General features: G+C 50.9%; 20 protein-coding genes. 11 read left to right on the top strand and 9 right to left on the bottom strand.

Annotated features, from left to right (window positions below; all coding sequences use genetic code 11):
- Positions 1-25 precede the first annotated feature (25 nt).
- The 3 genes from M3223_RS01925 to M3223_RS01915 all read left to right on the top strand — a co-directional run bounded on the left by M3223_RS01925 (position 26) and on the right by M3223_RS01915 (position 3,595).
- On the top strand, positions 26-1,339 hold the full coding sequence (locus M3223_RS01925) for a sugar ABC transporter substrate-binding protein (protein ID WP_251558400.1): 1,314 nt from the start codon (positions 26-28) through the stop codon (positions 1,337-1,339).
- Between the two features lie 103 nt (positions 1,340-1,442).
- Entirely contained in the window at positions 1,443-2,753 is a 1,311-nt protein-coding gene (locus M3223_RS01920; RefSeq protein WP_251558397.1) for a carbohydrate ABC transporter permease, read from the top strand.
- A complete protein-coding gene (locus M3223_RS01915) occupies positions 2,750-3,595 on the top strand; it encodes a sugar ABC transporter permease (RefSeq protein WP_251558396.1) in 846 nt (281 codons plus the stop codon). Before M3223_RS01920 ends, M3223_RS01915 begins: the two co-directional genes overlap by 4 nt.
- 207 nt (positions 3,596-3,802) lie before the next feature.
- Here the strand turns inward: M3223_RS01915 and M3223_RS01910 are convergent, their stop codons facing one another.
- A complete protein-coding gene (locus M3223_RS01910) occupies positions 3,803-4,654 on the bottom strand; it encodes an AraC family transcriptional regulator (protein ID WP_251558394.1) in 852 nt (283 codons plus the stop codon).
- 279 nt (positions 4,655-4,933) lie between these two features.
- Between M3223_RS01910 and M3223_RS01905 the strand changes: the two genes are divergently transcribed.
- Positions 4,934-6,313, top strand: a complete 1,380-nt coding sequence (locus M3223_RS01905; protein ID WP_251558392.1) for an FAD-binding oxidoreductase — start codon at positions 4,934-4,936, stop codon at positions 6,311-6,313.
- A gap of 186 nt (positions 6,314-6,499) precedes the next feature.
- Here the strand turns inward: M3223_RS01905 and M3223_RS01900 are convergent, their stop codons facing one another.
- The gene (locus M3223_RS01900) at positions 6,500-7,378 is read right to left on the bottom strand and encodes a LysR family transcriptional regulator (protein WP_251558390.1); all 879 of its coding nucleotides are present in this window, start codon (positions 7,376-7,378) and stop codon (positions 6,500-6,502) included.
- Positions 7,379-7,518: 140 nt separating this feature from the next.
- On the opposite strand from M3223_RS01900, the gene M3223_RS01895 reads away from it, so the two are divergent.
- Both M3223_RS01895 and M3223_RS01890 read left to right on the top strand, forming a co-directional pair.
- Positions 7,519-8,538 carry a DUF2332 domain-containing protein gene (locus M3223_RS01895; protein WP_251558388.1) on the top strand — a complete coding sequence of 340 codons (1,020 nt, stop codon included), beginning with the start codon at positions 7,519-7,521 and terminating at the stop codon, positions 8,536-8,538.
- 585 nt (positions 8,539-9,123) lie between these two features.
- Positions 9,124-10,407: an adenylosuccinate synthase gene (locus M3223_RS01890; protein ID WP_251558386.1), complete on the top strand. Its 1,284-nt coding sequence runs from the start codon at positions 9,124-9,126 to the stop codon at positions 10,405-10,407.
- Here the strand turns inward: M3223_RS01890 and M3223_RS01885 are convergent.
- Both M3223_RS01885 and M3223_RS01880 read right to left on the bottom strand, forming a co-directional pair.
- Positions 10,404-12,527 carry an RICIN domain-containing protein gene (locus M3223_RS01885; RefSeq protein WP_251558384.1) on the bottom strand — a complete coding sequence of 708 codons (2,124 nt, stop codon included), beginning with the start codon at positions 12,525-12,527 and terminating at the stop codon, positions 10,404-10,406. The genes M3223_RS01890 and M3223_RS01885 overlap by 4 nt on opposite strands.
- 589 nt (positions 12,528-13,116) lie before the next feature.
- Positions 13,117-13,671: a hypothetical protein gene (locus tag M3223_RS01880; protein WP_251558382.1), complete on the bottom strand. Its 555-nt coding sequence runs from the start codon at positions 13,669-13,671 to the stop codon at positions 13,117-13,119.
- Between the two features lie 331 nt (positions 13,672-14,002).
- Between M3223_RS01880 and M3223_RS01875 the strand changes: the two genes are divergently transcribed.
- Positions 14,003-15,256, top strand: coding sequence for a DNA polymerase IV (locus M3223_RS01875; protein WP_251558380.1), 1,254 nt, complete (start codon positions 14,003-14,005; stop codon positions 15,254-15,256).
- Entirely contained in the window at positions 15,253-15,777 is a 525-nt protein-coding gene (locus M3223_RS01870; protein ID WP_251558378.1) for a hypothetical protein, read from the top strand. The genes M3223_RS01875 and M3223_RS01870 overlap by 4 nt, the downstream gene beginning before the upstream one ends.
- A 159-nt stretch (positions 15,778-15,936) precedes the next feature.
- Here the strand turns inward: M3223_RS01870 and M3223_RS01865 are convergent, their stop codons facing one another.
- Complete coding sequence (locus M3223_RS01865) at positions 15,937-16,509, bottom strand: HXXEE domain-containing protein (protein WP_251558375.1); 573 nt, start codon at positions 16,507-16,509, stop codon at positions 15,937-15,939.
- Positions 16,510-16,630: 121 nt separating this feature from the next.
- Here M3223_RS01865 and M3223_RS01860 point away from each other — a divergent pair, with 121 nt between their 5' ends.
- Positions 16,631-17,218: a TetR/AcrR family transcriptional regulator gene (locus tag M3223_RS01860; RefSeq protein ID WP_251558373.1), complete on the top strand. Its 588-nt coding sequence runs from the start codon at positions 16,631-16,633 to the stop codon at positions 17,216-17,218.
- A gap of 14 nt (positions 17,219-17,232) precedes the next feature.
- On the opposite strand, the gene M3223_RS01855 is transcribed toward M3223_RS01860, so the two are convergent.
- The 4 genes from M3223_RS01855 to M3223_RS01840 all read right to left on the bottom strand — a co-directional run bounded on the left by M3223_RS01855 (position 17,233) and on the right by M3223_RS01840 (position 21,313).
- Positions 17,233-17,469 (bottom strand): translation initiation factor 2, encoded by a 237-nt coding sequence (locus M3223_RS01855; protein ID WP_251558371.1) that lies wholly within the window; start codon positions 17,467-17,469, stop codon positions 17,233-17,235.
- Positions 17,470-17,626: 157 nt separating this feature from the next.
- A complete protein-coding gene (locus M3223_RS01850) occupies positions 17,627-18,778 on the bottom strand; it encodes a Ger(x)C family spore germination protein (protein WP_251558369.1) in 1,152 nt (383 codons plus the stop codon).
- On the bottom strand, positions 18,775-20,226 hold the full coding sequence (locus M3223_RS01845; protein WP_251558367.1) for a spore germination protein: 1,452 nt from the start codon (positions 20,224-20,226) through the stop codon (positions 18,775-18,777). Before M3223_RS01845 ends, M3223_RS01850 begins: the two co-directional genes overlap by 4 nt.
- A complete protein-coding gene (locus M3223_RS01840; protein ID WP_251558365.1) occupies positions 20,213-21,313 on the bottom strand; it encodes a GerAB/ArcD/ProY family transporter in 1,101 nt (366 codons plus the stop codon). The genes M3223_RS01845 and M3223_RS01840 overlap by 14 nt, the downstream gene beginning before the upstream one ends.
- A gap of 278 nt (positions 21,314-21,591) precedes the next feature.
- On the opposite strand from M3223_RS01840, the gene M3223_RS01835 reads away from it, so the two are divergent.
- Positions 21,592-23,175 carry an extracellular solute-binding protein gene (locus M3223_RS01835; protein ID WP_251558363.1) on the top strand — a complete coding sequence of 528 codons (1,584 nt, stop codon included), beginning with the start codon at positions 21,592-21,594 and terminating at the stop codon, positions 23,173-23,175.
- Positions 23,176-23,340: 165 nt separating this feature from the next.
- Entirely contained in the window at positions 23,341-25,155 is a 1,815-nt protein-coding gene (locus M3223_RS01830; RefSeq protein ID WP_251558361.1) for a right-handed parallel beta-helix repeat-containing protein, read from the top strand.
- Positions 25,156-25,188 lie beyond the last annotated feature (33 nt).

Here is a 25,188-nt window from a genome sequence, read left to right as displayed (position 1 = left end):
AAGAACACGGAAGGGGATCAGACAAATGAAAAAAGCTTATGTATGGACGATGGTCGCAGCGATGGCGCTTGTATCCGCATGCGGCAGCAACGGAGGCGGCAATGCCGAGAATACGGCTGCATCCACTCCTCCTTCAGCAAGCCCGGCAGCCAACACCGGTGAGGGCGGCCAAACGGCCGAAGAGCTCCAGCCGGAGGAAGGCGCGTCGCTGCTCGTTTGGGAGAGCAAAGAGGAGCGTCCGTTCGTCGAGGAGATCGCGAAAGAGTTCACGGCCAAATACGGCGTAGAAATCAAGTTCGAAGAAATCGGCGCAGGCGATCAGGTCAACAAGCTCGTTAACGACGGTCCTGCCGGCCTCGGCGCGGATGTAGTCCTGTTCCCGCACGACAACCTGGGCAAAGCAGTATCCGCGGGCCTCGTGCTGCCGAACGACTACTACGAGGAAGAAACAAAAGCGGCAAGCTCGGAAATCGCGCTGAACGCTGTAACCTACGACGGAATCTTGTACGGCTATCCGCGTTCCGTTGAAACGTACGCGCTGTTTTACAACAAAAAGCTCGTTCCAACGGCTCCAAAAACGTTTGAAGAGGTTGTAGAGTTCGCCAAAGGCTACAACGATGTGAAAAAGAACAAATTTGCGCTGATGTGGGAAGTCGGCAACCTTTACTTCAACTACCCGTTCCTGTCCACCGGCGGTTACGTATACGGCGAGAACGGCCAGAACAAAGAAGATATCGGCCTGAACAACGAAGGCGCCGTACAGGGCATGACTTATTTTGCTTCCTTGAAAAAAGACCTGCTGCCGCTTAACTCCGGCGATATCACGTACGACATCAAAAAAGGTCTGTTCACCGGCGGCACGCTGGCGATGGACATCAACGGACCTTGGACGATTGCGGACTACCGCAAAGCCGGCATCGATTTCGGCGTAGCGCCGCTGCCTAGCATCAACGGACAACCGGCTTCTTCCTTCTCCGGCGTTAAAGGCTGGTATGTCAACTCGTTCTCGAACTATCCAAACGCGGCTCGTCTGTTCGCTCACTTCACGTCCACGAAGGAAGCTCAGCTCAAAAACTTTGAAATGACGGGCGCTCTGCCGGCCAACAAAGAAGCGGCCAACGATCCTTCTGTGCAAAGCAACGAAATCGTCAAAGGCTTCCTGGAGCAGTTCAACCAATCCACGCCGATGCCGTCCATTCCGGAAATGGGCAACGTATGGAGCCCGATCGGCGCTGCGCTGTCCGACGTATGGAACGAAGGCAAAGATCCAAAAGCATCGCTTGACAACGCAGTTCAACAAATCAAAGACGCCAACAACGGAGCGGCTCCCAAGGAATAAAACCGGAGCGTGAGACAGCCCGCCGGAACGGCTTTGGCTTTTCGGCGGGTGCTCTGTTGACGGGGTGGAGCAGGATAGACAGATATAGGGAGGAGCCCGCAGTATGCGTCATAGGAGTATCGCAGCTGTGTTGTCCACGCTCTTCATGGGGCTTGGGCAGCTGTACAATCGGCAATATATAAAAGGCCTGCTGCTTGCAGCGGTCGAGGTGTGCGCGCTGGTGTGGCTGATGCCGCAGATCGGCAAGGCATGGTGGGGCGTAACGACGCTCGGAGAGAAAACGCAAGGCTTCCAGAAAGTAGGCAAGCTGACGGTCCGCGTAGAAGGGGATCATTCCATTTACCTGCTCATCGGCGGGTTGATTACCTTGTTTATTCTTGCGATTTTTATCGTTATCTACATTATGAACATCCGCGATGCGTACCGGACCGGAAGGAACCGCGAGCAAGGAGAGGCCGCACCGGCTTTTCGGGAGACGATCGCTTACATTACGGATAAACAATTCCCGGTGCTGATGCTGTCGGTGCCGGCCCTCGGCGTGCTGTTCCTTACCGTCATGCCGCTTGTGTTCATGATCATGCTTGCGTTCACGAACTATGCGTCACCAAATCATATTCCGCCCAAATCGCTCGTTGACTGGGTCGGCTTTCAGACCTTTGCCAACCTGCTGACGCTCAAAACCTGGAGCGGAACGTTCATTGGCGTATTCACATGGACGATTATATGGGCGGTTATTGCCACGGTTACAACTTATTTCGGCGGTATTCTGGTGGCGCTGCTGATTGAATCCAAGGGCGTTCGGTTCAAAAAAATGTGGCGCACCATCTTCATTTTGCCGTATGCCATCCCGCAGCTTATCTCGCTGCTCGTCATGCGCAATCTGTTCAACGGACAATTCGGCCCAATTAACCAGTATCTCGGCTACTTCGGTCTGGAAAAGCTGCCTTGGCTGACCGATCCGTTTTGGGCTAAAGTAACGGTCATTCTCGTTAACATGTGGATCGGTATTCCGGTGTCTATGGTGCTCATTCTCGGCATTTTGACGGCAATTCCGAAGGATCTGTACGAGGCGGCGGACGTGGACGGGGCGACGGGAATTCAGAAGTTCCGCATCATTACGATGCCGTTTATTCTGTTCTCAACGATGCCGATTCTGATTACGCAGTTCGCCGGCAACATCAACAACTTTAACGTTATCTTCCTGATGACCAACGGCGACCCGGTCAACGGTGATTACCAGTATGCGGGCAGCACGGACCTGCTCGTAACGTGGCTGTATAAGCTTACGCTCAACAACAGCCAGTTCAACATGGCTTCCGCGATCGGCATTATCATCTTCCTGATCGTAGCGTCCTTCTCCATCTGGAACTACAGACGCTCGCGGTCGTTTAAAGAGGAGGACATGATCCAATGAGTACTGGCAGCAAAACACGCTCGGTTATCGGGCTTACGCTTAAATACTTTGTGTTGATCGCCTTGGCTGTTTCAGCTATCTACCCGGCGCTGTGGATCGTATTGTCTTCCCTTCGTCCAGGGTCCTCGCTGTTCAGCGAGCGGCTTATTCCCGACACGTTTACGCTGGCGCATTACAGGGAGCTGTTCAACAACAAAAGCTTTATGTACGGCCAGTGGTATATTAACACGCTGAAAATCGCCACGCTGACGATGATTTTCTCGACGATTCTGATTACACTCAGCATGTACGCCCTTTCCCGCTTCCGCTTCCGCGGCCGCCAGGGCATTTTGACGTCGATGCTTGTGCTCGGCATGTTCCCGGGTTTTATGAGCATGATCGCCATCTTTATTTTCCTGCTTCAGCTTAACCTGCTGGACACTCATGCGGCGCTGGTGCTTGTGTACTCGGCCGGTTCGGTCATGGGCGGTTTTGTCGTCAAAGGTTTCTACGACACCATTCCGCGCAGCCTCGACGAGGCGGCCCGCATCGACGGCGCGACGCATCTGCAGGTGTTCGTGAAAATCATGCTGCCGCTGTCGAAGCCGATGCTCACTTATGTCGCGCTGACGAGTTTTACCGGCGCATGGGTCGACTTCATCTTTGCCCGCCTCGTGCTGCGTTCAAAGGAAAATTGGACGCTGGCCGTTGGCATGTGGGACCTCGTCAACTCTTTCCAGAACAGCAACTTTACGCTGTTCGCCGCAGGCGCCGTGCTGATCGCCGTGCCGATCACGCTGCTGTTCTTCTTCCTGCAGCGCTTCCTCGTGCAGGGCATGATGTCCGGAGCCTCGAAGGGCTGATTGCCGAATTTTCAGAACAAACATGAAAAGCCTCTATATTCGCCTTTGGGCGGAGATGGAGGTTTTTGGGTTATTTGAGGGTTTAATAAGTGACTTCCCGTGCCGTCTTAGAAACCTCCCGAGAGGAGGTTAATAGTATCGGACATAGTGCATAGTGTTGTCAAAGGTGGTAGAACTGGCTGTGGGTTTGATACTAAGATTAGATGTTTACTGCTTGGCAATGATAGGCACCCATAATTCCTGTTCGATTGCGGCTCCAGGCGCCAAATAATTCTCTATACAAGGATGATTTTCAAGTTCGTAGCCGGATGTAGGAAGCCATTCTGTATACAAGCGCTGCCAAGCATTGGTAATATCGTTGGGGAAAACGGCATATACACATGAAGGAAGAATCAGTTCTTCCATGCCGCTTGGTATTTCACCGTCATATCTACACCCCATAAGTAAATCAAAGGTCTCGTCTTTAATTGCTGCTTCTTTACCAAAAATACCAAGCAAACCTTCAAGTTTACACTTTGGATTTTCCCAAGACATGTCGATTAGCTGTTGAAGAAATCCGTTTGATTGTGCGGTGGCCCACAATTGTGGGACAGTCTTAAAAGCATCCACAGTTTTCACGCTTTCCCTTTTGACTGCAAAACGGAGGTTGCTATCGATGTTTTCAATTCGATAATCCATCTCAGAAGCTCCTTTTATTGTAATTTGAAAGGACATGCGTGGATATGCTTTTAATTGAACGCCGCTTTCACGAACGGATACAGGCGTAACACCATGCAATTGGCGAAAAGCTCTAGTAAAAGCATCAGGGGAACTATATCCGTATTTCATAGAAATATCCGTAATCTTTGTATTGGTTTTCTGTACTTCAAAAGCCGCCTTAGTCAGCCTTCTACGACGGACATATTCAGCGAGAGAAACATTGGCTAAAGAGGAGAACATTCTCGAAAAATGGAACTCAGAGCAACAAGCAATTTTTGCAGCATAAGAATAGTCGATTTCGCTGTCAAGATTATTTTCTAAATAATCTATTGCGAAGTTAAATCGGTTCAACCAATCCATATACACACCTGCCTTTCACCAATCATTATAGATGAAACGTTTTTGAAAACCCTGCAATTTTTTCCTAAGTTTGCAGGTATCATTCATGGCCATTTAAGTTTCCATTTCATCCCATAATGATACTATATTTCTCACAGAACATCCGTATAGAAGCTAACTGCAAGAGCACAAAAAAGCTTCATCTTTCACGGCACCAATCAAGGCGTTTGCCGTTGCTGGGTCATGTGTCCCTACATAGAAATATGGGGATCAACCATGAACAGGGACGGTGTAAAGTGAATGGCACAAAACCGGAAGAAAACAGGTACACGATTAACCGGAAGAATCGTATTTCCGGACAATCCTTCCTATAATACGGCCAGAATGGAGTTTAACAGGCGCTTTTCCAAATTTCCAAGGGTCATTGTTTTTTGCAGGCGAACTCAGGATGTGATTAACGCAGTCAAATGGGCCCGCGAGCGGGGCGTACGGCTGCGGGCGCGCAGCGGGAGGCACAGCTATGAAGGCTTTTCGGCTGTAAACGGCGGAATTATTATCGATGTGAGCGAGATGAATAAGGTTAAGGTTGATCGTAAAAATAGGGTGGCCGTTGTGCAGACGGGAAATCCGCTTGCCCGCGTATACCAAAAGCTGTGGGATAAACGTGTGGCGCTGCCAGCTGGGACCGCGCCTGATGTAGGCGTAGCGGGGCTTACCCTGGGAGGCGGCATTGGACTTCTGTCCCGCAAATATGGGCTTACGTGCGATAATTTGAACCAAGTGAAGATGGTCGTAGCGTCAGGGCGGTTTGGGGCAAAAACGCTTGTGGCAAACAAGAAAAAACATTCCGATCTGTTGTGGGCATCGCGTGGCGGCGGGGGAGGAAATTTTGGCGTTGCTACAGCCTATACGTTTCGGGTCAGACCCATATCAACCGTTTCTATATACAGCGTTACATGGAAATGGAAGGACTTGGAGAAGGTATTGCCAGTGTGGCAGCGCTGGGCCCCGTCTGTCACGAATCGTTTAACCTCAACGATTGAGGTGGCTGCCAAGCAGGTGGGAACGATTGTGTCTACCGGACAATTGCTTGGCGGCGCAAAGGAGCTGCGTCGGTTGATCGGACCGCTCTTGCGGGCCGGCACTCCGGTGAAGGTGATGGTAAAAAGGGTGCCTTTTATTGAAGCAACCCAATTTTTCGCCGAATCGGATCTGAATCTGGAACCGAAGTTTAAAATAACCGGGGCTTACGGATTTCGGCCTCTGCCTCGTGAAGGAGTACGAATCATACGCGACTTTTTATCCAAAGCGCCCAACAGGCATTCCAGCGTGTGGAGTCAAAGCTTGGGAGGCGCAGGAAGCGCGGTGAGCCGGGTATCGCCTACTGCAACGGCCTATCCTCACCGGAAGGCAGAGATTATCTACGAGTTTTCGGCCCGCTGGAGGAACGACGGGGAGCAGCAGCGGAATATTCAGTGGGTAGAAAAGTTCCGCAAAGCGATGCGTCCCTTTGTTAAGGGGGATTATGTGAACTTTCCCGATTTGCAGATTAAAAATTGGCCCAAAGCGTATTATGGGGCGAACTTTGGCAGATTGAAGCAGGTGAAGCGGAAGTACGATCCGCATAACGTGTTTCGTTTTGCTCAGAGTATTCCAGTGGGCAAAAAGGCCAGAAAATAATGCCAGGTAACCAAAGCCCAAAGAAGCCATCTATTCGAGCTTGAGCGACTCCAGGCGAACCTCTTTTTAGCAGAGGCCTCAGATAGGGCAACTCCAAACCTGAGCATGACCACGCCTGCATAACGGCTGGTATGCTCGGGTTTTATGATGAAGAGGGCAGCTATAGGTTAGAAACGCGGCTTTTTCTCACAATGGCAGCAGCTCCAAAAACGCCTTGCAAGCTGCAGAAAGTGCGCCTTCCTTGCGAGTCGCGATGGCGATGCGTCTTGGCGGAACCGGCGGGTCGAGCGGAAGCTCGGTCAGCGCACCGGAGGTAAGCTCATCGGAAATGTACTCGCGGACTTGAAAGGCAATGCCAAAGCCGCGCTGCGCGAATTGAGACAGCAGATCCAGACTGCCAAGCTCAAGCTCTGGCTGCAGCAAAGCCCCGTTGTCCACCGCATATTGATCCAGATGGCGTCTCGTGCTGCCGCTTTCCAGCATGAGCAACGGGTATGAGCCCAGCTCCTGCAGCGGCAGCGGACGTTTGGCCAAATGGCGAAAAGCTTCACCCGCTACGAGGCAGTCATGAAGCAGCGGACCGGGGCGAAGTTCAAGCGCGGAATCGGCATGGGGCAAGCTGATCAGGCCGAGATCAATCAGACCTTCTTTGAGCAGAGCGGCGGTTTCGGGTGTTGTGCGGTTCATTACGCGAATCCCGACTGCAGGGTACAGCCTGCGGAACCTCTCCAGATGTCCCAGCAGAAAGTGACGGCATAACGTGTCTCCCGCTCCGATGCGAATCTCGCCCGCCGAAAGCCCGTTCATATCCCCGACCTGTTTTTCCCCTTTTTCCAGAAAACGAAATGCCTCCTCGACATGCCGTAGCAGCACCTCGCCTTCCGCCGTCAGAGACACTCCCCGGGCATTGCGCACGAACAAAGGGCCGCCTAGTGACTGCTCCAGCTGCTTAAGCGAGTGGCTTACAGCAGGCTGAGTAATATGCAGGCGCTCCGCCGCCCGGGTCAGACTGCCGGATCGTGCGATCCAGTAAAATACCCGGTACCATTCCAAATTAGGATTCATGTGATTTTTCGTTCTCCCTTCCGCCGTCAAAGTATTTGGTGATTTATTACTATTTTTTATCAAGTATAAAGAAAATGTAAAATATCTTTTATATGGCGTCCGTGATATCTTATTCCCAAATCTAACAATGGAGGTTGGGTATGGAACAGTTATCGCTTCAATTTCGCCGTTTTGCTGAAGAATGTCGAGAAAGCAGTCCGCTGTATGAACATCTCGCCGAAAGCATCTCCAAAGACTCGGAACTGCTGCTTTTGGCGGCTTCTGCACGCAAGGGTCAGCCAGTTCCGAATCTTTTGTTTGCTGCGGTGCATGAACTGCTGTTAAGCGGCTCTAAGCATACACTCGCGGACTATTATGCCAGTACATGCCGAGGGGCTCCGTTGCCTGCCGGGGATGCCTTTCCATCCTTCAAGAGCTTTTGTTTGGAGCATCGCGCACAGATCGAATTCCGGCTCCAAAATCGGCTTGTACAAACAAACGAGGCGGGAAGATGCGCCTATCTGTATCCTGCATTTTGCACCATCTATTCCATTGCGCAGAAACCGTTAGCTCTGATTGAGCTTGGCACAAGCGCAGGGCTGCAGCTGATGTGGCATAAGTATGGTTATGATTACGGCGATCGAGCCATTGTCGGCAATCCTCAATCCGAGCTGATCCTGCATGCTGTTCCCAAAGGCGTTATTGCACCGCCGATCCATTCCGCCAGTCCTCCGGTAGCGGCAGCCGTTGGAATCGATTTACATGTCAACGATCTTTGCTCCGCGAATCATTTATTATGGCTGAAGGCGTTAATTTGGCCGGAGCATACGGATCGGCGGATACAATTGGAGCAAGCGGCAAAGGTGCTTCTGGAGCAGCCTCCTAAGCTCCTGGAAGGCGATGCTGTTGAATTGCTGCCAACTGTTGCGGCGGCGATGCCAAAGGGAGCGGCGCTGGTTGTTTTTCATACGCATGTTGCCAATCAGTTTTCTGCCGACACAAAACAAAAGCTGATCCACTACATTTGCACGTTAGGGCAAACAAGAGATGTTTATCATCTCTGCAATAACATGCAGGATGTTTTGCTTCACTTGGACTATTGGAAAGACGGTCAACTGTTCCGGCATGCACTTGCAGAAACGGAAGGCCATGGCCGGTGGTTCAGATGGCTTGAATCATAAAACAGAAGGTTTTCCGGAAGTTTTCGAACGACGGAAGGCGGTCGTCAATTCGCTCGAATACTCCGTGTAGTTTCGACGATCATGAAGCAGTAGCTGGAGCTGCTCCCTTCTCTTGTCCCAGCTTTGTCAAGGAGCTGCGGCTTAGATCGACTCAAGTCGTAACCAAGTAAGTCTCGTTTGATGTGCTCACGCATAATTTGTATGAATTTTCACTCAAAATGTATTCGGGCCGTGCAAACTTTTGGTATTTTGTATGATAAATCACTCAAATTGGCTGGACATCAACGACGAAAGCCTAGTTTTGTATGTTTTATCACACAAAGTGTTGAAAAGAGGCGGATCCAAACCGATTTTGTACGATAAATGGTACAAAGTCGCCGCGTTGCCCACGAAACGAAACCTGAATTCAGACCCTATTCTATGACATACTTGTATGATAAGTCCTCTTCCTTGGGCTCATGCTCAAACTATTATTTCTGTTTATATCACATATGAATAATATCAATTTTATGTATTCCTTTTCCACCTTTAAACTGAACTGGCGGCGGCTGCAGCAGCCAGCTATAAACCAGAAGGAGAATGGATATGGGAGTGCAGGCGATTGTAGGAGCCCAGTGGGGCGACGAGGGGAAAGGGAAAATGACCGATCTGCTCGCGGAAAACGCGGATTGGATCGTCCGATATCAGGGCGGCAGCAATGCTGGACATACCATCATGAACGAATACGGAAAATTTGCCCTGCACATGCTGCCTTCCGGGGTATTTCATCCGGGCAAAAGCAACGTGATCGGGCCGGGGGCGGCATTGGACGCGGACAGCCTGCTGGCGGAGCTGGATGAGCTGGAGCGGCGAGGTGTGCCGAAGCCGAAGCTGTATATCTCGGACCGCGCTCAGCTCGTGCTGCCAGTGCATCGGCTGCTGGACCGGCTGGAGGAGGAACGTCTAGGCGGGCGAAGCTTTGGTTCGACGCGCAAGGGCATCGCGCCGTTTTATGCGGATAAATACGCCAAACTCGGCCTTCAAGTGTCGGAGCTGCTGGATGAAACACGGCTTGCGGAGCGTCTGGAGCGGCTCATGGAGCCGAAACGGGTGCTGCTGGAGCATCTTTACGGCCAGCCTGCACCGGATCTTTCCGGTATGGCGGCGGAATTGCTGGAAACGGGACGGCGGCTCGCACCGTTTCTTGCGGATACAACAGCGCTGCTGCAGCATGCGCTGCGGCGCGGGGAACGGATTTTGGCGGAGGGGCAGCTCGGCGCGCTGCGCGACCCCGATCATGGCATCTATCCTTTTTCCACCTCCTCGTCTACGCTGGCCGGTTATGCTCCTGTTGGTGCTGGCGTGCCTGCGCGCGAAATAACGGAGGTGCTGGCCGTAGTGAAGGTGTATTCCAGCTGTGTTGGCGCAGGTCCGTTTGTGAGTGAGCTGCATGATGCGGAAGCAGAGGAGCTGCGCAGGCGCGGAGGCAGCGGGGGAGAATACGGTGCGACGACGGGACGTCCGCGGCGCATGGGCTGGTTTGATGTGACCGCGGCGCGTTACGGCTGTCAGGTGCAGGGTGCGACCGGCATCGCGCTTACGAATTTGGATGTGCTCGGATATTTGGACGAGATTCCAGTATGCGTACAGTATGAGATTGATGGAGAGCGGACAGACGAATTCCCTGTAACCGGGCGGCTTCAGCGCGCCAAGCCGGTCTTAACCAATCTGCCCGGATGGCGATGCGACATATCCCGCGCGCGGACGCTGGCCGATCTGCCCCGCGAGGCGCGTTCCTATGTCGAGCTGGTAGAACAAGCGCTGGGCGTGCCGGTGCAGTATGTTTCGGTCGGGCCGGAGCGCGGACAGACGATTTTTTGCCATCGTTAAGGTATCTCAATAAGGCGAAAGCTTTGAACTAACGATACTCCGTCCGGCAGCTGAACGACGAGTACTCCGTTGGCTGTGCCATTACCTTGCATATTCAGATTGAGGCCGCTGTTGACGTTTTTAATTTTGAAAAAACCGCCTCCCTGGTTAGCGAACGCCCACTGCTGGCTCAAGCTCCCATTACCCGTGAAGATTACGGCATCCGCCCCGGATGAGATTGAAGCTCCGTTAATGTCCAGAAATTTGCCGCTGGCAACATGCAGGATGTTGAAGTTAAAGCCATTCGGAATAAACTTCCAATGCTGGGACGCAGCAGCCGAGTTAAACGTATTTTGATCTACTTTTGTTCCATCGGCCGTACCGTTCGAGACGGTTTGCAGAGCCTTGTTGGAGTTGCGGTTAATGATAGCGTACGTTTTGGCTGGATCAATGGGGATATTGATTTTGTTTAAAAGGGTGAGCCCGCCGGGGAGTCCGGTAATATTGGTCGCGAAGGTCGAAATGACGCTCGGAATGGAACCGTATGAATTCATAAGACGGGTCACGTTGCCTTGAAAAGATACGCTGTCGGAATTTCGGATAAATACGTTAGTTGTTTGATCGATGTTGCTGCTTCCGCCCTGGAAGCTGTTTACGTTGGGATGTGTGTTGAGAAAGCTGTTGTTGTTTACTTGCACGTCCTCGCAGTTCAGAATTTGCAGGTTCAGCCCGTTGATGCTATCAAAAATATTGTCCTCAATTAACATGTTGTTGAACGCTTTTGTACCGGTTACGTTGGCTGCTACGAAACAGACCGTCGCGGCTTGATTGGAGTCAAAATTAACATGATGGTAGCCCGATCGAAGAAAGTAATTCCCTCTGATCGTCAGGTTTTGAGAGCATCCCGATTGGGTGTTGGCATTCCCCTCCGGCGTAACCACAATCGATTGGGTGGCGGCCGTAAACATATTGTTCTCGATTAGACCGTTACTGGCTTTTAGCAGCATACCCCGGCCCTGACTGTATATCGTATTATTTCGGAAAATAAATCCGCTGCCGGAGTAACGGGGGTTGAAGACAAAATCTCCTACGCCGAAAGCAGGAACAGCGGAGAATTCAATCAGGTAAATGGCGTTTTTATTAATGTCATAAGGGTCCCCTTGTTGGGCGCTGGCAATTTTCGCCTCAATTTCAGGATCTATCGGAAAGCTCCCGTATGCCACATGCGTAGCGCTGACGATTGTGGACGGCTCTGCGAAAAACTGACAAAGCGTGTCCCCGGCCGGAAGCGGAAGAGGATCTGATCTGAAGGCGATGTACTCTGAAGTGCCTGAAGCGTTCAGGACGGCCATGTAAGCCGGGGTCTGAATGCTGAAGGAGTCATCTGATGCGCTTTGAATCACGCAGTTTTCCAATGTTGGTCCTACTTCTATATTATTAAATTGAATGGCGTCAATAATGGTGGTAAGCAGAGGCGGGACAATGGCGCCGGCCGGCTTGGGGCCCGGCACAATCCGAAAGTTATCCATAACCGTTCCGCATTTGCCGGAGCCTTCGATATAGCCGAATCCGGTGGACGTATGAAGGGTGCAGTTCCGCCAAGTGGTAGAAGTGCAGCCCGTCACGGCTATGCTGTGCGGAACGGCGGGGCTGGTCGACAGCGTTGCCCAATCCCCGACGCTGATTCCTGTGCTGACATCGGTAATGACCAGCGTATTCGGAAGGACCGGATCGAAGGACACATGCCCGGAAAATAAATTCACCCCTTCTTTTTGCTTCATTACAAACGGGTCGAAAATAATAATTCTGGCGCTGTACGCATGCACAGGATAACCCTGGTCGATTTGGACTTTAATTGTAAGCGCCACCGGATCGCTGAATATAACTACGCCTTGCGTGAAGGGGAGCGGATCATAGTTCATGGTCACTCCTTGAATCGTCAGGTTCACGCAATTGTTAATATTAAACACACGGTTGAAATTAGTCATAATAAAATGGCAGCCATCGGCTATGACGGTAAAGTTATGGGCCCCGTTGATGACGGTTGTGTCCGTGAGATGATAGACTGCGGGCGGAATGATAACCTCGCTTTGGTGAGCGGCAAGCGCATTGTTAATCAGGGTCTGAACGATGGAAGCCATCACAAGTCTCCTTTAATGTGGAATAAGAGAATCGGCAGAAGGCAGAAAAAAACGACTTATACATCCTGTATATTCAATGAGCATGGAAGAGTGAGGGCTTGTATCGGGCCGGGTGCAAAAAGGGTGCAACACCATAACCTTGAGCGTATAGAGGTGGTGCTGGGCCGCCGCTTGAGCGTGAGCCTGTTCACAGCCATCGAAGCATTAAATGAACAGCGAAGCTGGACCGAAAAAGCCAATATGCAGTTCATTTGACGGGGGGCGAGCGGCGGCGGGATTTTAACGCAACTGGGAGGCGTTATTTGGTCTTTTTTTCGAGGAAATTGGGGTTTTGGGGCCTAATAAGGCGTCTCAGTTTCGTTACGTTTCTAAAGGTTGGATTTTAAGGCAAATAAGCACGCTCAGTTGCGTTAGCTCCGCGTGCTGATTCGTTCCGGGCAAGCTTTGGACTTGCCTATTTTGACCGAGACAATTTGGACGGCGCCCAGCCGCTCTTGATATGTTGGAATAGGAACATAAAAACCGATTGATAAGCCCTTTGGAAGCGGCGTATCGATCGGTTTTTAGTTTAATATCTACTTACACTAATCTAAAGAGTTATGCGAAGCCACTGGTCGTTTCTTGAAGGGGTGGATGTCTGGTAATTAAAACTGTAACCGGGATCGGCATCTATCGTAATGCCACTGAATTCGCTCTTCCCTAAAGCTGTCCCGGCTCGATTAACCATGGTGAATCCAAGCTCGGCTACTTTTTCGCCCCATAAATGAATATCGTACCACGCTCCGCCGGAGGATGTGCCTAAAATTGTGTTGCTCACCTCAATGCGAGCGTTGCTGTTGACTCCAATCGGATAAGTCGGCGTAGGGTCATAAGCGTTATAAAATTTTTCAATAAACACGAGCGAATAACCTAGTGCCATCCGGTTTTCAAGGGTGAAACCTTTTGTGCCCTGAACACCGGAGGAACCGTCGCCATTGCCGTTTCCGTTTCCGTTGATGCTCCCGCCGACATTGCCGTTTGCGTAGTACGGATAAGCAGGGGCAAAAACACGCGTAACGATGACCAGCAAAATAAACAAAACGAGAATAATGCCTAAGCTTGATCCTTTAACATTACTGATTGAAGCGGGTTTAATCGGGTTCATTGTCCATTCCTCCAAATTAAGGATGCGACGAGAGTTGAGTCATCGCTATCCGGAATACTATTTCTATGAACATATTATTGCGGAAGGTAGATTCTTGAACCTGGCAGATGTCCTTACAGGATCATAGATTGCGTTTCATAGGGAAATTTGCGCAAGCTTGTCGAATCATCTCGGCAGGCTTATTTGGCGTTCCCGTTCCGGGACAACTGTATTATTTTTCCCCTTGCATAGGGAACATACATTCGGTATATAATACGCTTAGAAGAAGAGCGAACATACATTCGGATTCCGGTTGTGAGCCAATCCTGATCGCGTACAAAGGAGGTGCCCGGTGGAGAGAGTCATTATGCTGGCGGACTGTCAGTCGTTCTACGCTTCGGTGGAAAAGTCGGCGCATCCCGAGTATCATGACAAGCCGGTTGCGGTGGGTGATCCGTCGCGGATGAGCGGCATCGTGCTTGCGGCCTGCCCGCTGGCGAAGGCAAAGGGCGTCACGACCGCATCGCGGGTCGGCGAGGCGCTGGCCAAGTGCCCGGAGCTGGTAGTCATTCGGCCCCGGATGGGCAGATACATCGAGCTTTCTCTATTCATTACTCAAATTTTTGAGCGTTATACGGATCAGGTGGAGCCCTACAGCATCGACGAGCAGTTTCTTGATGTGACCCGCTCGGCCCGCTTCTACGGATCGACGCTGTCTATCGCCGAGGATATTCAGAATCACATTTTGATGTCTACCGGCGTATGGTCGCGGATCGGCATCGGTCCGACGAAGATTTTGGCCAAGATGGCGACCGACAATTACGCGAAAAAGAACGCTGAGGGCATCTACGAGCTGAGTCCCGACAAGCTGGAATCGACGCTGTGGACGCTGCCCGTCCATCAGATGTTCATGGTCGCCTCGCGCATGACCCGGCACTTCAACCGGATGGGGCTGAATACGATCGGCGATATCGCCCGTCTGGACTTTGCGGATTTTAAGCGGCGCATGCGTCTGGAAATGGGCAAACAAAGCGACATCCAGGCCGGTTATTACTGGCAGACGGCGCGCGGCATCGATCCCAGCCCGGTCGTCGCCGGCATCCGCCATCAGCTGAAATCGGTCGGTCATGGCAAGGCGCTGCGCTGGCGGCTGTACCGGTGCCTGTCCGATATCGAGGTTGTGCTGCTGGAGCTTGTCATTGAAGTATGCCAGCGTATGCGCAGGCATGGTTTTATGGGCTCCGTCGTTACGGTTGCTGCGATGGAAACCGACGGCGAGCGCGCGTCGGGATTCAACCGCCAGCTGACGCTGTCCCAGCCGACCTCGCTGACGCATGAAGTCGCCGCAGCGGTGCGGGAGCTGTTCATCCGGCATTGGAGCGGCCTGCCGGTCGGCCGCCTGAGCGTGACGCTTTCGGGCCTGACAGATGACAGCGTGATGCAGCTGACGTTGTTCGAGGACCGGGCGCGCGCCTACGAGAAGGAAAAAACAATCGACCGGATCAAGGAACGGTTCGGCTCGGACGCTATTATGCGGGCTTCCTCGCTGTTGGACGCCGGCGTGGCGCGCGAGCGGGCTGAACAAATTGGGGGGCATTACAAATGAGCAAGCTGGACGGCAACGAGCGCTGGAAGTCCAAAATGCTGCTGACCGAGCATGTGGAGCAGTACGACCAGAAGCATTCGGCCCGGGGAGCCAATGTAACGACGGCGGAGGAGCGGGTCATGATCCGGGATTATATTTTGCTGCCGCATATCGAGAAGGTGGTTGAGAAAAGCCTGTCGGAGCTCCGGAATTCCGGCAATGTGCTGAGGCGGATTTACCTGCTGGCGGGCCAGCGGGTGCTCGACCGGGTCGTGAGCGAGCAGTTCGATCTGCGCAGGGAGCTGAAACACCGCAATATCCGCATCGTGGCGGAGGAGCAGTCAAATTCAATCGTCTATCATCGTTATTACTGCCGGGGGTACGAGGAGCATTTTGGCATGACGCGGGAGGTTATGCGCTCGGAGATCAGCTGGCGGCTGACACGTTATATGGAGGAGCTGAACGATTATCTCAAGAGCAATCCCTTGGGGAAGGCGAAGGGGGACGGTGAAGCGGGGAGCACAGAGCTGCGGAAGCGCTGAGGATAAGCAGATGAAGGATAAGATCCAGATTTTGATTCTTATCCCTCATCACCTTGTACCCTTTCACTTACGAAGCGATAAATCGCTTTTAGCAATGAAATCAACGAGAACTTCACGACCCCTTAACGCTTGTCCACAGCTGTGCCCTCTCGAACGGCTTCATTTCGCCTTCACTCCCATAACAAAACGGAACAATACAGCATGGATAAGAATCGAGAACAGTATTGTACCGATCCACCATGCGACGGGATGCGAGAGCCCATGGGAAGTAACAAAGTAGGCAGCGTAAAAAGAAATGAGAATTTGCAGGCTGGCCATTACTAAACCCGGATTCCAGCATTTCCGTCGAATGGCATCCATAATATGGCTAGCACAATTCATCATGCTAAAAATAATAATTAGCAGTCCGAATCCAAGGCTAACGATGTTGAGCAAACCAAAGATTGAAAAAGCAACCCATACGAACAGAATGTTAATCCAAAAAACCTTTTCGTCTGTAAGCTTTTCTTCTCCCGGAGGAAGCTTATACATCACTCGATTCATGTAATCTTTGAAGCCGCCGGGCCAATAGTGCTCCTCTGTCTGGTGAAACAAATACAACGGAATATTAATTAGTGCCCAAAATAAAGCTTGCGACGGCTGGAAAAAAGTGAATAACAGGACAGTTGTTATAAGACCCAACCACGGCGCAGCTTTGGCCCAATTCTGGTTTCTGGCTAAAATGGATATCATCGTATACCCTCCTTGATGTTCGCAAAATTATATGAGACAATTGTCTCGTATAACTAGATTGTACAGGATCAATTTAGTGTGCGTAAATGCCTGAGCCATATTCGGGACAGGGAGGGGCATTATGTATCGTATCAAGCAGGATAAGAGATCAATTCAATCCATTGAGTGGCTGAAATCAGCTTTGTGGGATTTAATGCTGCATAAAGATTTTATTGATATTTCTGTAATTGAATTAGTTAGTAAGGCCCAGGTGGGACGTGCTACATTTTATCGCAACTTCGATACTCTTGAAGATATTCTGCGGCTTCACTGCGATGAAACGTTTGAGCAATTAAAAAAGTTTATGATTCAATACTATGAGCAAAACGATGGCGACGAAACCGTTATGAATAAAACGGTATTCATCAAACCGTTCTTGCGGTTTTGGGATACCCATTCGATAGTTATCCAACGGCTGATTCAGGCAAAACGAACGGACTTTATCCATGAAGCTTTGTCTCGAACTATAGAGAGTATCGTGATGTTGCGGGCCTACGCGGATGATGAGCTGTGGGGACGTTATGACTATTTCATTGCCGCGCGAAGCGGAGAGGCGCTGCATGTGCTCCTGCATTGGATAAAAAACGGAAAAGATCTGCCGTCTGATGAACTGGCAGATCTTGTTACGGCCCAATGGCAGGCTTCCCTTAATCTAAAGCTGCAAGTGTAAGCTGAAACCGAGCATTATTTAAGTATTTTTTGAATCTGAATTAACTCGTTTATATAATGTTCAAGTTGTACCTTCGCTGATTCTGTATCTGCATTATGGCGATTATCGCTGTTTGTATAATCATGTTCTAATGCGTTTAATGCCAGCCAAGCGGCTAATACAGAAATTCCGTCACCTAAAGTGACAACGGAGGCCCCGATAAAAGCCAGCCTGGCAATTTCAATATCGCGTAAAAGATTCTCATCACTCATATGGCGCACTCCTTCAAATCAGTGTGTGCCATTATATGTGCATTGGCCTACTAAGGTGAGTATGGATGGGACAACACGGAGGTTGCGCTTAAACAAACGGCCATCCTCGGTCTCTGTTCGACAAAGGATGGCCAATTGTCCGTGCAGCAAAATATCGTTACGGCTTCAAATCCGAAGCCCCGGCATGCATAAAGTCGATGTGAACGTCGACTTTTGAAAGCGTCTTGTCGGTGAGCTGCATGGGAACTTGGCCTCCGTTCGTGGCCTGCTTCCACAGCTTCGGATGCTTGCGGTACATCACTTGTTCCAGCCCGTACAGATCCGTACCGGCCGCAGCTCCGTTTTGGTAGGTCTGCAGGATTTCCTTTCGGACGGTCTTCACGGTTTCCTCCAAAATTTCATGAAGCGTCGTATCCGTCAACACTTCCTCAACAATTCCCTTGTACGATAAAGACATCGTAAATGTAGGATTACTGCCTTCCGAGGCAACGCTGATCTTTTTTTTCAAATTAAACAGCGATATCATTCCAATCTGCTGATCGCCCTGATGCAGGCGCAAAAACGATTTTTTCATTCCGGAATCGGACCACCGGATGCCGCCGAGCTGATTCTGTTCAAAACGTACCGCCATCCTCCCTTTTCTCAGAGCATAGGCGCCGCTCATAATAAGGGTGGGCTGCGGTTTTTCTGTGTCCTCCCATGTATTCTTAGTGATGTTTACTTTGGGAATCAAATTGGATTGTCCCGGCTCCATCCGATTGGAGTATACGTCCAAGAGCCGAATTGGAGGTATAATGGTCCGCTGGTTGTTAGTCCCATCAGGATTATGGAGCAATGTTGCAATAGGAGAAACGTTAAAAAAAGTGGATTGTTTGAACAGCTTGTCGATCGGTTCCCGGGTTCCAAACACCCACGAGTTGAACCGGATTTGCGAGAAGCGGCCAATCGCGTCCGTCACGCGATGGATATCCTGCTTCATTACGCTGTCGCTTAGGACAATGGCCATAATATGGTCCCAGTACATATATTGCTGCACGCTGTCGTACAGCCGGGTCATCGCTTCATATACCGTCTTTCCTTCGCTTTTACCTACCCATACATTCGGACGGAGCTGCTCAGAGCCTAGATTATGCTTGCCGGCAACCTCGTAATCCACCAACTCCGTATACACGATGTATTGGCCTTTTTTGTAATCAATACCGAGAGCGGTCACGAAATTATAGTCGGACACCGACTTGATGTCCCAGCAGCCCGTCAACAACACCGAGCAGCATAGAAGAAAGCAGGCTATCCGGGCGAAAACGTTCATTTTCGGCTCCCCTTTCGCACGCGGTTTGGCGAGCCGTAAGTGACGGGCCTCGTTTTCGTCAGTACCCGCGGCTTTGTGAACAGCGCCCGCAGCATGTCCTGGAACACGGGAGGAGACAGCGGGGCCAAATACGGCACGCCGAAGGATTCCATCGTGGACAAATAGAGCAGAATGGCGAACATGCCGAGGAAAAAGCCGTACATGCCCAGAAAGGACGAGCAAAGAAGCACGAACATGCGAAGCACCGTTACAAGCCCGCTTAATGATTGGTTGACCAGCGTGTAAGAGGCCACCATCGATAAGGCCGTTACGACAAGCATGGCGGGCGAGGTCAAGCCGGCTTCAATCGCCGCCTGGCCGATAAACAAGCCGCCGACGACCGTCACGGTTTGGCCTACGCCTTTAGGCAGCCGGATGCCAGCCTCCCTGAACAGCTCGAATAAAACTTGCATTAAAAAGCCTTCGAGCGGGGAAGAAAGCGGGATGCCTCTTCGCTCGTTGATAACCGTTGCAAGTGCGGAGAACGGAATTTGGTCCAGCTGAAAGCAGGTAAGCGCGATAAAAAAACCGGGCAGGAAGATGCTGACCATCAATCCGACGTACCGAAGAAATGATTCAGTCATGACCAGCACAAAAGACGCATGAACGTCCTCGGGCGTCTTAAGCAGGGAGGACAGCGTGGCGGGGGCAATCAGCACCATCGGCGTCCCGTCCACGATGACGATGAACCGCCCCAACAACAACGCTGCCACCGCAAAGTCGGGGCGGCCGATGTAATCGACAAGCGGAAATAATCGGAACGGAGAATCAGCGATATATTCAATGAGCTCCTCGCTGCTGACCAGCGCGTCGATGTCGATTCCACTCATTCTTTTTCGGGCAATATCAAGAATGGAAGGATTAATGACATCGTTTAAATACAGCAGAGCAACTTTTGTCCGGCTTTTGCGCCCGATGACGAAGGGTTCGCAGCGCAAGTCCGCCGTTTTGAGACGTTTGCGAACGAGCGCCACGTTGGTAATTAATGATTCGGTAAAGCCGTCCCGCGGGCCCTTGACGGATACTTCGGTATTAGATTCCTCCGTATTCCGCTGTGGCGGATTTGAAATATTGATGGCATACAACTCTTGGAAGCCGTCAAACAGCAGGACCAGCCTCCCCGAAAATACGCCCTCGACGATGGCGTCTTTATCGTACGCCAGCGTCTGAAAGGAGAGGTTGCCGATCTCGCCGGCTTGAACTTGTTTAGCCGTCATTCGGCTTAGCTGAGGCATAATCCCCTGATCGATTTGTTTGGCATCGGTTAATCCTTCGCAATGAATCAACAGCACTCCCCAGGCGTCTTCTCCGTCAAGCAGGCGGGTACGGTCGAAGATTACGTCGGAGCTGCCTTCAAATATCGCGCGCAACTCCTGTTCAATCGACGATGTATCGTTAGCGGGAGGCATTTGTTTGTCTCCTTTCTTTTGCGCGGATGATCACAGAGAATACCCATAACGTCGCAAGGATGGCGGCAATCCACGCCAATGATATGGGGTAATAGAACCTGCGGAGAAACCATTCGAACGAAGAATCGGTAATCGGCCACAATACGATTGCCCAGATTAGAACGGTAAGCCCGGCGAAGGCGTATTTTCGGACGTTATTCTTTTTGATCTGAAGAAGCTCGACGATCAAGTAAAAACTGACGGAAATGCGAATGAATGAGCCGCCGAGCCATTGGAAGATGGATAGGAAATCCAAATGGGCGATATCTTTGCCAAGCGTTAGGAGACCCCAGAGCTCGAAGGCAGGGTAACGAAGCTCCTCTGCTTCGATAGGGCTAAATACGGCAATCGAGTCAAGCACCGGATTCAGCAAAGTCACAATAGAGACGAATAGCAGCGCCATCCACGGGAGAATACGCCCGTTTCCGCTCATATGCTGCCGGAGCAGCAGCAAGAGAAACAGCTCCGCAATTCCTGCCGCTGTGTATATGAGTCCATGGGTGGCCGGTCCAAAACCATGCTGCAGCACCGGGAGTATATATTGATAGTGTTTGAATTGGCTGTTGGCGGCCGTGGCAAAAATGTCAAGCAGGATGATGAAGGGATACAACATGCCCGCACATACCGCGATCGACCATATGCCCGCGTAACCTGCAAATCCGCATAATAAAATCAATGCGGCGGCAATTACGCTTGGCGGCGTTTCAGGGAGAAACGTCGCATCAACCCAATGAGTTGTATCCTTGAGAACAATAAACGAGGTTGCACCCAAATACGCGATAAACGTAACGGCAATTAAGAATGCGGCCAAGCTCCCGAAATGGCGCTTCGTCCATGACAGCAGCGGCTCGTTGCGAGTCGTCTTCATAATGTGCATACAGGCAAACAGCACGATTGCTCCCGGAACAGTAGCCAGCAGAACGCTGATCCAGGCATCTCTCTCAGCCGTCTTAAGCACCAGAGGAATGATGATGGAGTCGTCTGAGGTCGCCGTCACGCAGAGGATGAGCAGCGAGACTTGCAGAAAGGTCAATTTTTTTGAAAACACCGGATAAGTCCACCTCCAATCGTCCATTCAGTATTTGTGATTTCGCCCCTCAATATGCAGAGATTGGATATTGAATCATGAGAGGGTTCGACCGGAATTCCAATCCGAATACAGTCCATTTCCTTACATTCAAAAAATCGTAAAAAACCACAACCAAGCTTCTGGACTCACTACATATAACCCTGTTCAGACCTGTGGCACAGTAGACCTACAACAGGGAGCGCCGCCACGGAACAGGCTTAATTCGGGAAATTAATCATAAGGAGAGCTGAACAGATATGAATCGAACAAAAAAGAAATGGATCGCTTCTATGGCCGTTGTGCCGCTGCTCGCTGGCGTAATCGCCGGCTGCTCCGGCGGCAATAACGGAGAAGGACCGGCGAATACTTCGGCTGAGAACAACGGAGGAGGGTCGGACAAACCGGCTGCTCCGGTTGAGCTGTCGGTATTCAGATGGGATTTTGAAGGAGTAGATTCGCCTGAATCCGCTATTTACAAACGATTGCAGGAGAAACTGAACATCAAGGTCAAGCCAATCAACGCTTCCTGGAACGATTGGGAGGAAAAGCTCAACGTCATGATTGCCTCCGGGGAAATGCCGGATGTGTTCATCTCCAATGGAATCGGCAAACCGATTCAGTACCATCAATGGATCAAGGAAGGACTTATTCTGAATCTGTCCGACTACACATCGCAATATCCGAACATTGGCAAGGTGTTAGCCAACTTCGAGGTGTTAGCCAAGTCGACCGACGGCAAGCACTATGGACTTCCGATCGGCAACCCGGGCAGCAGCAAAAACTCCGAAAACGGGCATAACATCCTCATCCGCAAGGACTGGCTGGATAAGTTGAATCTGAAGGTGCCGACGACGATCGACGAGTTCTATGAGGTAGCTAAAGCGTTTACGGAAAACGATCCGGACGGCAACGGCAAAAAGGATACGTATGGCTACACGTCCAGCTCCGGCGGCGTATGGTGGCAATATCCGATATTTAACGCGTTCGACGCCAGCACAGGCCGCTTCCAAAAGACGGCTGACGGCAAGTTTGAGCCGGAAGTTATTTCGCCGGGAATGGAGCAGGGCATTGGACTCCTGAACAAAATGTACAAAGAGAAAATTCTTGATCCGGACTTTATGCTGAACACCGATGAGCAGAAGCTCGAAAAGTTCATTACCGGAAAAGTCGGCATTATTGTTAATAATTTGAACTCTACTTTTTATACAGATATTACCAATAAATTCAAAAAAGCGTTTCCTGACAAGGATCCAAAGTCAATCTTCACTTGGGTAGGTACGCTGAAGGGAGTAAACGGCCAGCAGCGGATGGACGGCTCCAGCAGCTTCTGGCTGCAAACGTCGATTAATGCCGGCATTTCCGACGAGAAGAAGCAAAAGGTGTTAGAGCTGATGAACTACCTGTTGTCCGAAGAGGGCCAGGATTTGATGCTGAACGGAATTGAGGGCGTGCACTATAAAGTCGTGGACGGTAAAAAAGTTCCAGATAAGGATGCGGTAGACAAGGATAAGGGCTTTCTCTTGAAATCGCTCGTATCCTGGAATACGGACTTCCTGCCGGATAGCCTGGCAAACCGCGAAGATATTATTGCTGCGGCAAAATCGACCGGCGATTTCGCCGTCCCGGACCCGCTGGAGTTCATGGCGATTCCCGAAGACGCGCTGGATCCTGGCATGGTCGGCGAACTAGGCGACTATGTGAACCAACAAGTTGTCGACATGATCGTCAAATCCAAAGATGTGCCGGCCGACTTCGCGAAGTTTAAAGAAGAATGGCTGAAAAAAGGCGGCACAAAGCTGGTTGAAGAAACGAACAAACAAGCGGCGGCGGAAGGCCGTTAACACAACTAGAATCGGCCGGACACTGCGCAAGCGGAGTCTGGCCGTTTTTAGTCAAAAAATACATGTAAATTAAAGCGCTTACCACATGTTGGTCCTATTAACAAATATGCTAAATTCTTAGAGGGCAATCGCCCAAATTCAATTTTGAATGGAGGAATATGAAGGATGAGAAGCGCACTGCAGGTACGGGTTTTTAAACTCATGACAGCATTTATGCTGCTCCTGGCAAGTGCAATTCCAGGTATTTCGGCATTAGACGCACAGACAGCTTTTGCAGCAAATACCACCTATTATGTCAGCAACAGCACAGGCAATGACAGCAATAATGGCACGAGTCAATCGACTGCTTGGAAAACGATGGCCAAGGTGAGCGGCATTACGTTTCAGCCGGGGGACCGCATTTTGCTTAAATCCGGAGACACCTGGAACGAGAAGCTGACGCTGAAGGGCTCCGGTACAAAGGCAAGTCCGATTACGATTACCTCTTATGGAACAGGGAACAAGCCGATTATTTCAGCCAATGTTCCGTGGAGCGGGGTCATTTATGGCAAAAACCTGAGCCACTGGCTGATTAAAGGACTGGCTGTGAAGGCCGTGCCTTCCTTAAACATGGTTTACACAGATAGAACGACAGGCATCTTGGTTGATTACGATACAACAGCGCTGCACGCCGGACTTCAGATTGATAGCAATGAAATCTATAGCACGACTCCGGACTCCAATACGTACGGCATTCAAATTGTTGCTTACGTTCCGGGATCATCCTATGGGGCCGTGGCAAACGATATCGTCATTTCGAACAACAACATTCATGATGTGGGATACTATGCAATTACAACAGGAGGCTGGAATACAGCCGGCGCAACAAATTTTTTGTCCCAAGAAACATACGGTAATATGTATGTGGTCGGCAATCAAGTAACGAATATCGGCAACCAGGGCATCGTTGTCGGCAATGCGTTCAATTCCGCCATTGAGCGCAACATCGTTCGCGCCGCCGGCCAAGCTAATTCGAACGGTTACGGTCCTGGCGGACTATGGTACATCTCCTCCCGCGACTCTGTCATCCGCTTCAATGAGGTGTCGGAGATGGGAGACTCCATGTCCGGATATGACGGGGCGGGCATCAACATCGATTGGTACTGCAAAAATATTACGGTCCAGTATAACTACTCGCATGACAACAAAGGCAACGGGTTTACAACGATGAGCAACATCGGCGGCAAAATCCTCAACAACAAGGCCAAGGGCAACAAGGGAGAGACGGGCAACGGCAAAGGCCAAATCGCGCTTGGCAATTTCACAGGTATGCCTAGTATTTCGACGGGGACTCATAACATGGTTGTAGCAAACAACACCATTATCGTGGATGTGGCGGGAACTACGGGCATTAACAGCGGTTATTGGAGCGGCGGCGCAGCGCCGGACCCGAGTCATTGGACAGGCAACAGTATTTACCGGAACAACATTGTGCTGAAATCCGGCGTCGCAAACACATCTGTTTTTGACATCGGCATCAATACTACAATTGACCAAATATGGGAAAATAAGATTTACAGCAGCGGCTCGACGTTCACCGCCAAAAAAGACGGTACGACATATAACGGCCTTTGGACTTGGCAGGCCGCTACCGGCTTCGACTCGGGATCGTTTGTATACGGACTCGACACATCTGCGCCGGGTTCCGTTTCGGGCGTAGCTTCCTCCCTCAGCGGCGGCTACGTGCAATTGAGCTGGTCGGCGGCAACGGATTCAGGAACCGGCGGCATCGCGCACTATAACATCTACCGTGGAACTACGCCGGGATTCACTCCTGCCTATGTGAACATGGTAGGGGAATCGACAGGAACGACTTTCCTGGACAACGCTCGTCCTAAGTCGAACACGACCTACTACTATAAGGTAGAGGCGGAAGATCGGAACGGCAACAACGGCGCGGCATCCGCTGCCCACACGGCGACTACAGGCTTAATTCCTTAAGTAAGGCCAGCCTGTTCATTATGATTGAGAGAT

The organism is Paenibacillus pasadenensis, assembly GCF_023715725.1.
In the GTDB taxonomy this organism is placed as follows: Bacteria; Bacillota; Bacilli; order Paenibacillales; family Paenibacillaceae; genus Paenibacillus_O; species Paenibacillus_O pasadenensis_A.
The sequence above is the reverse complement of the archived record's forward strand: the minus strand, read 5'-3'. Positions and strand labels throughout refer to the sequence as shown.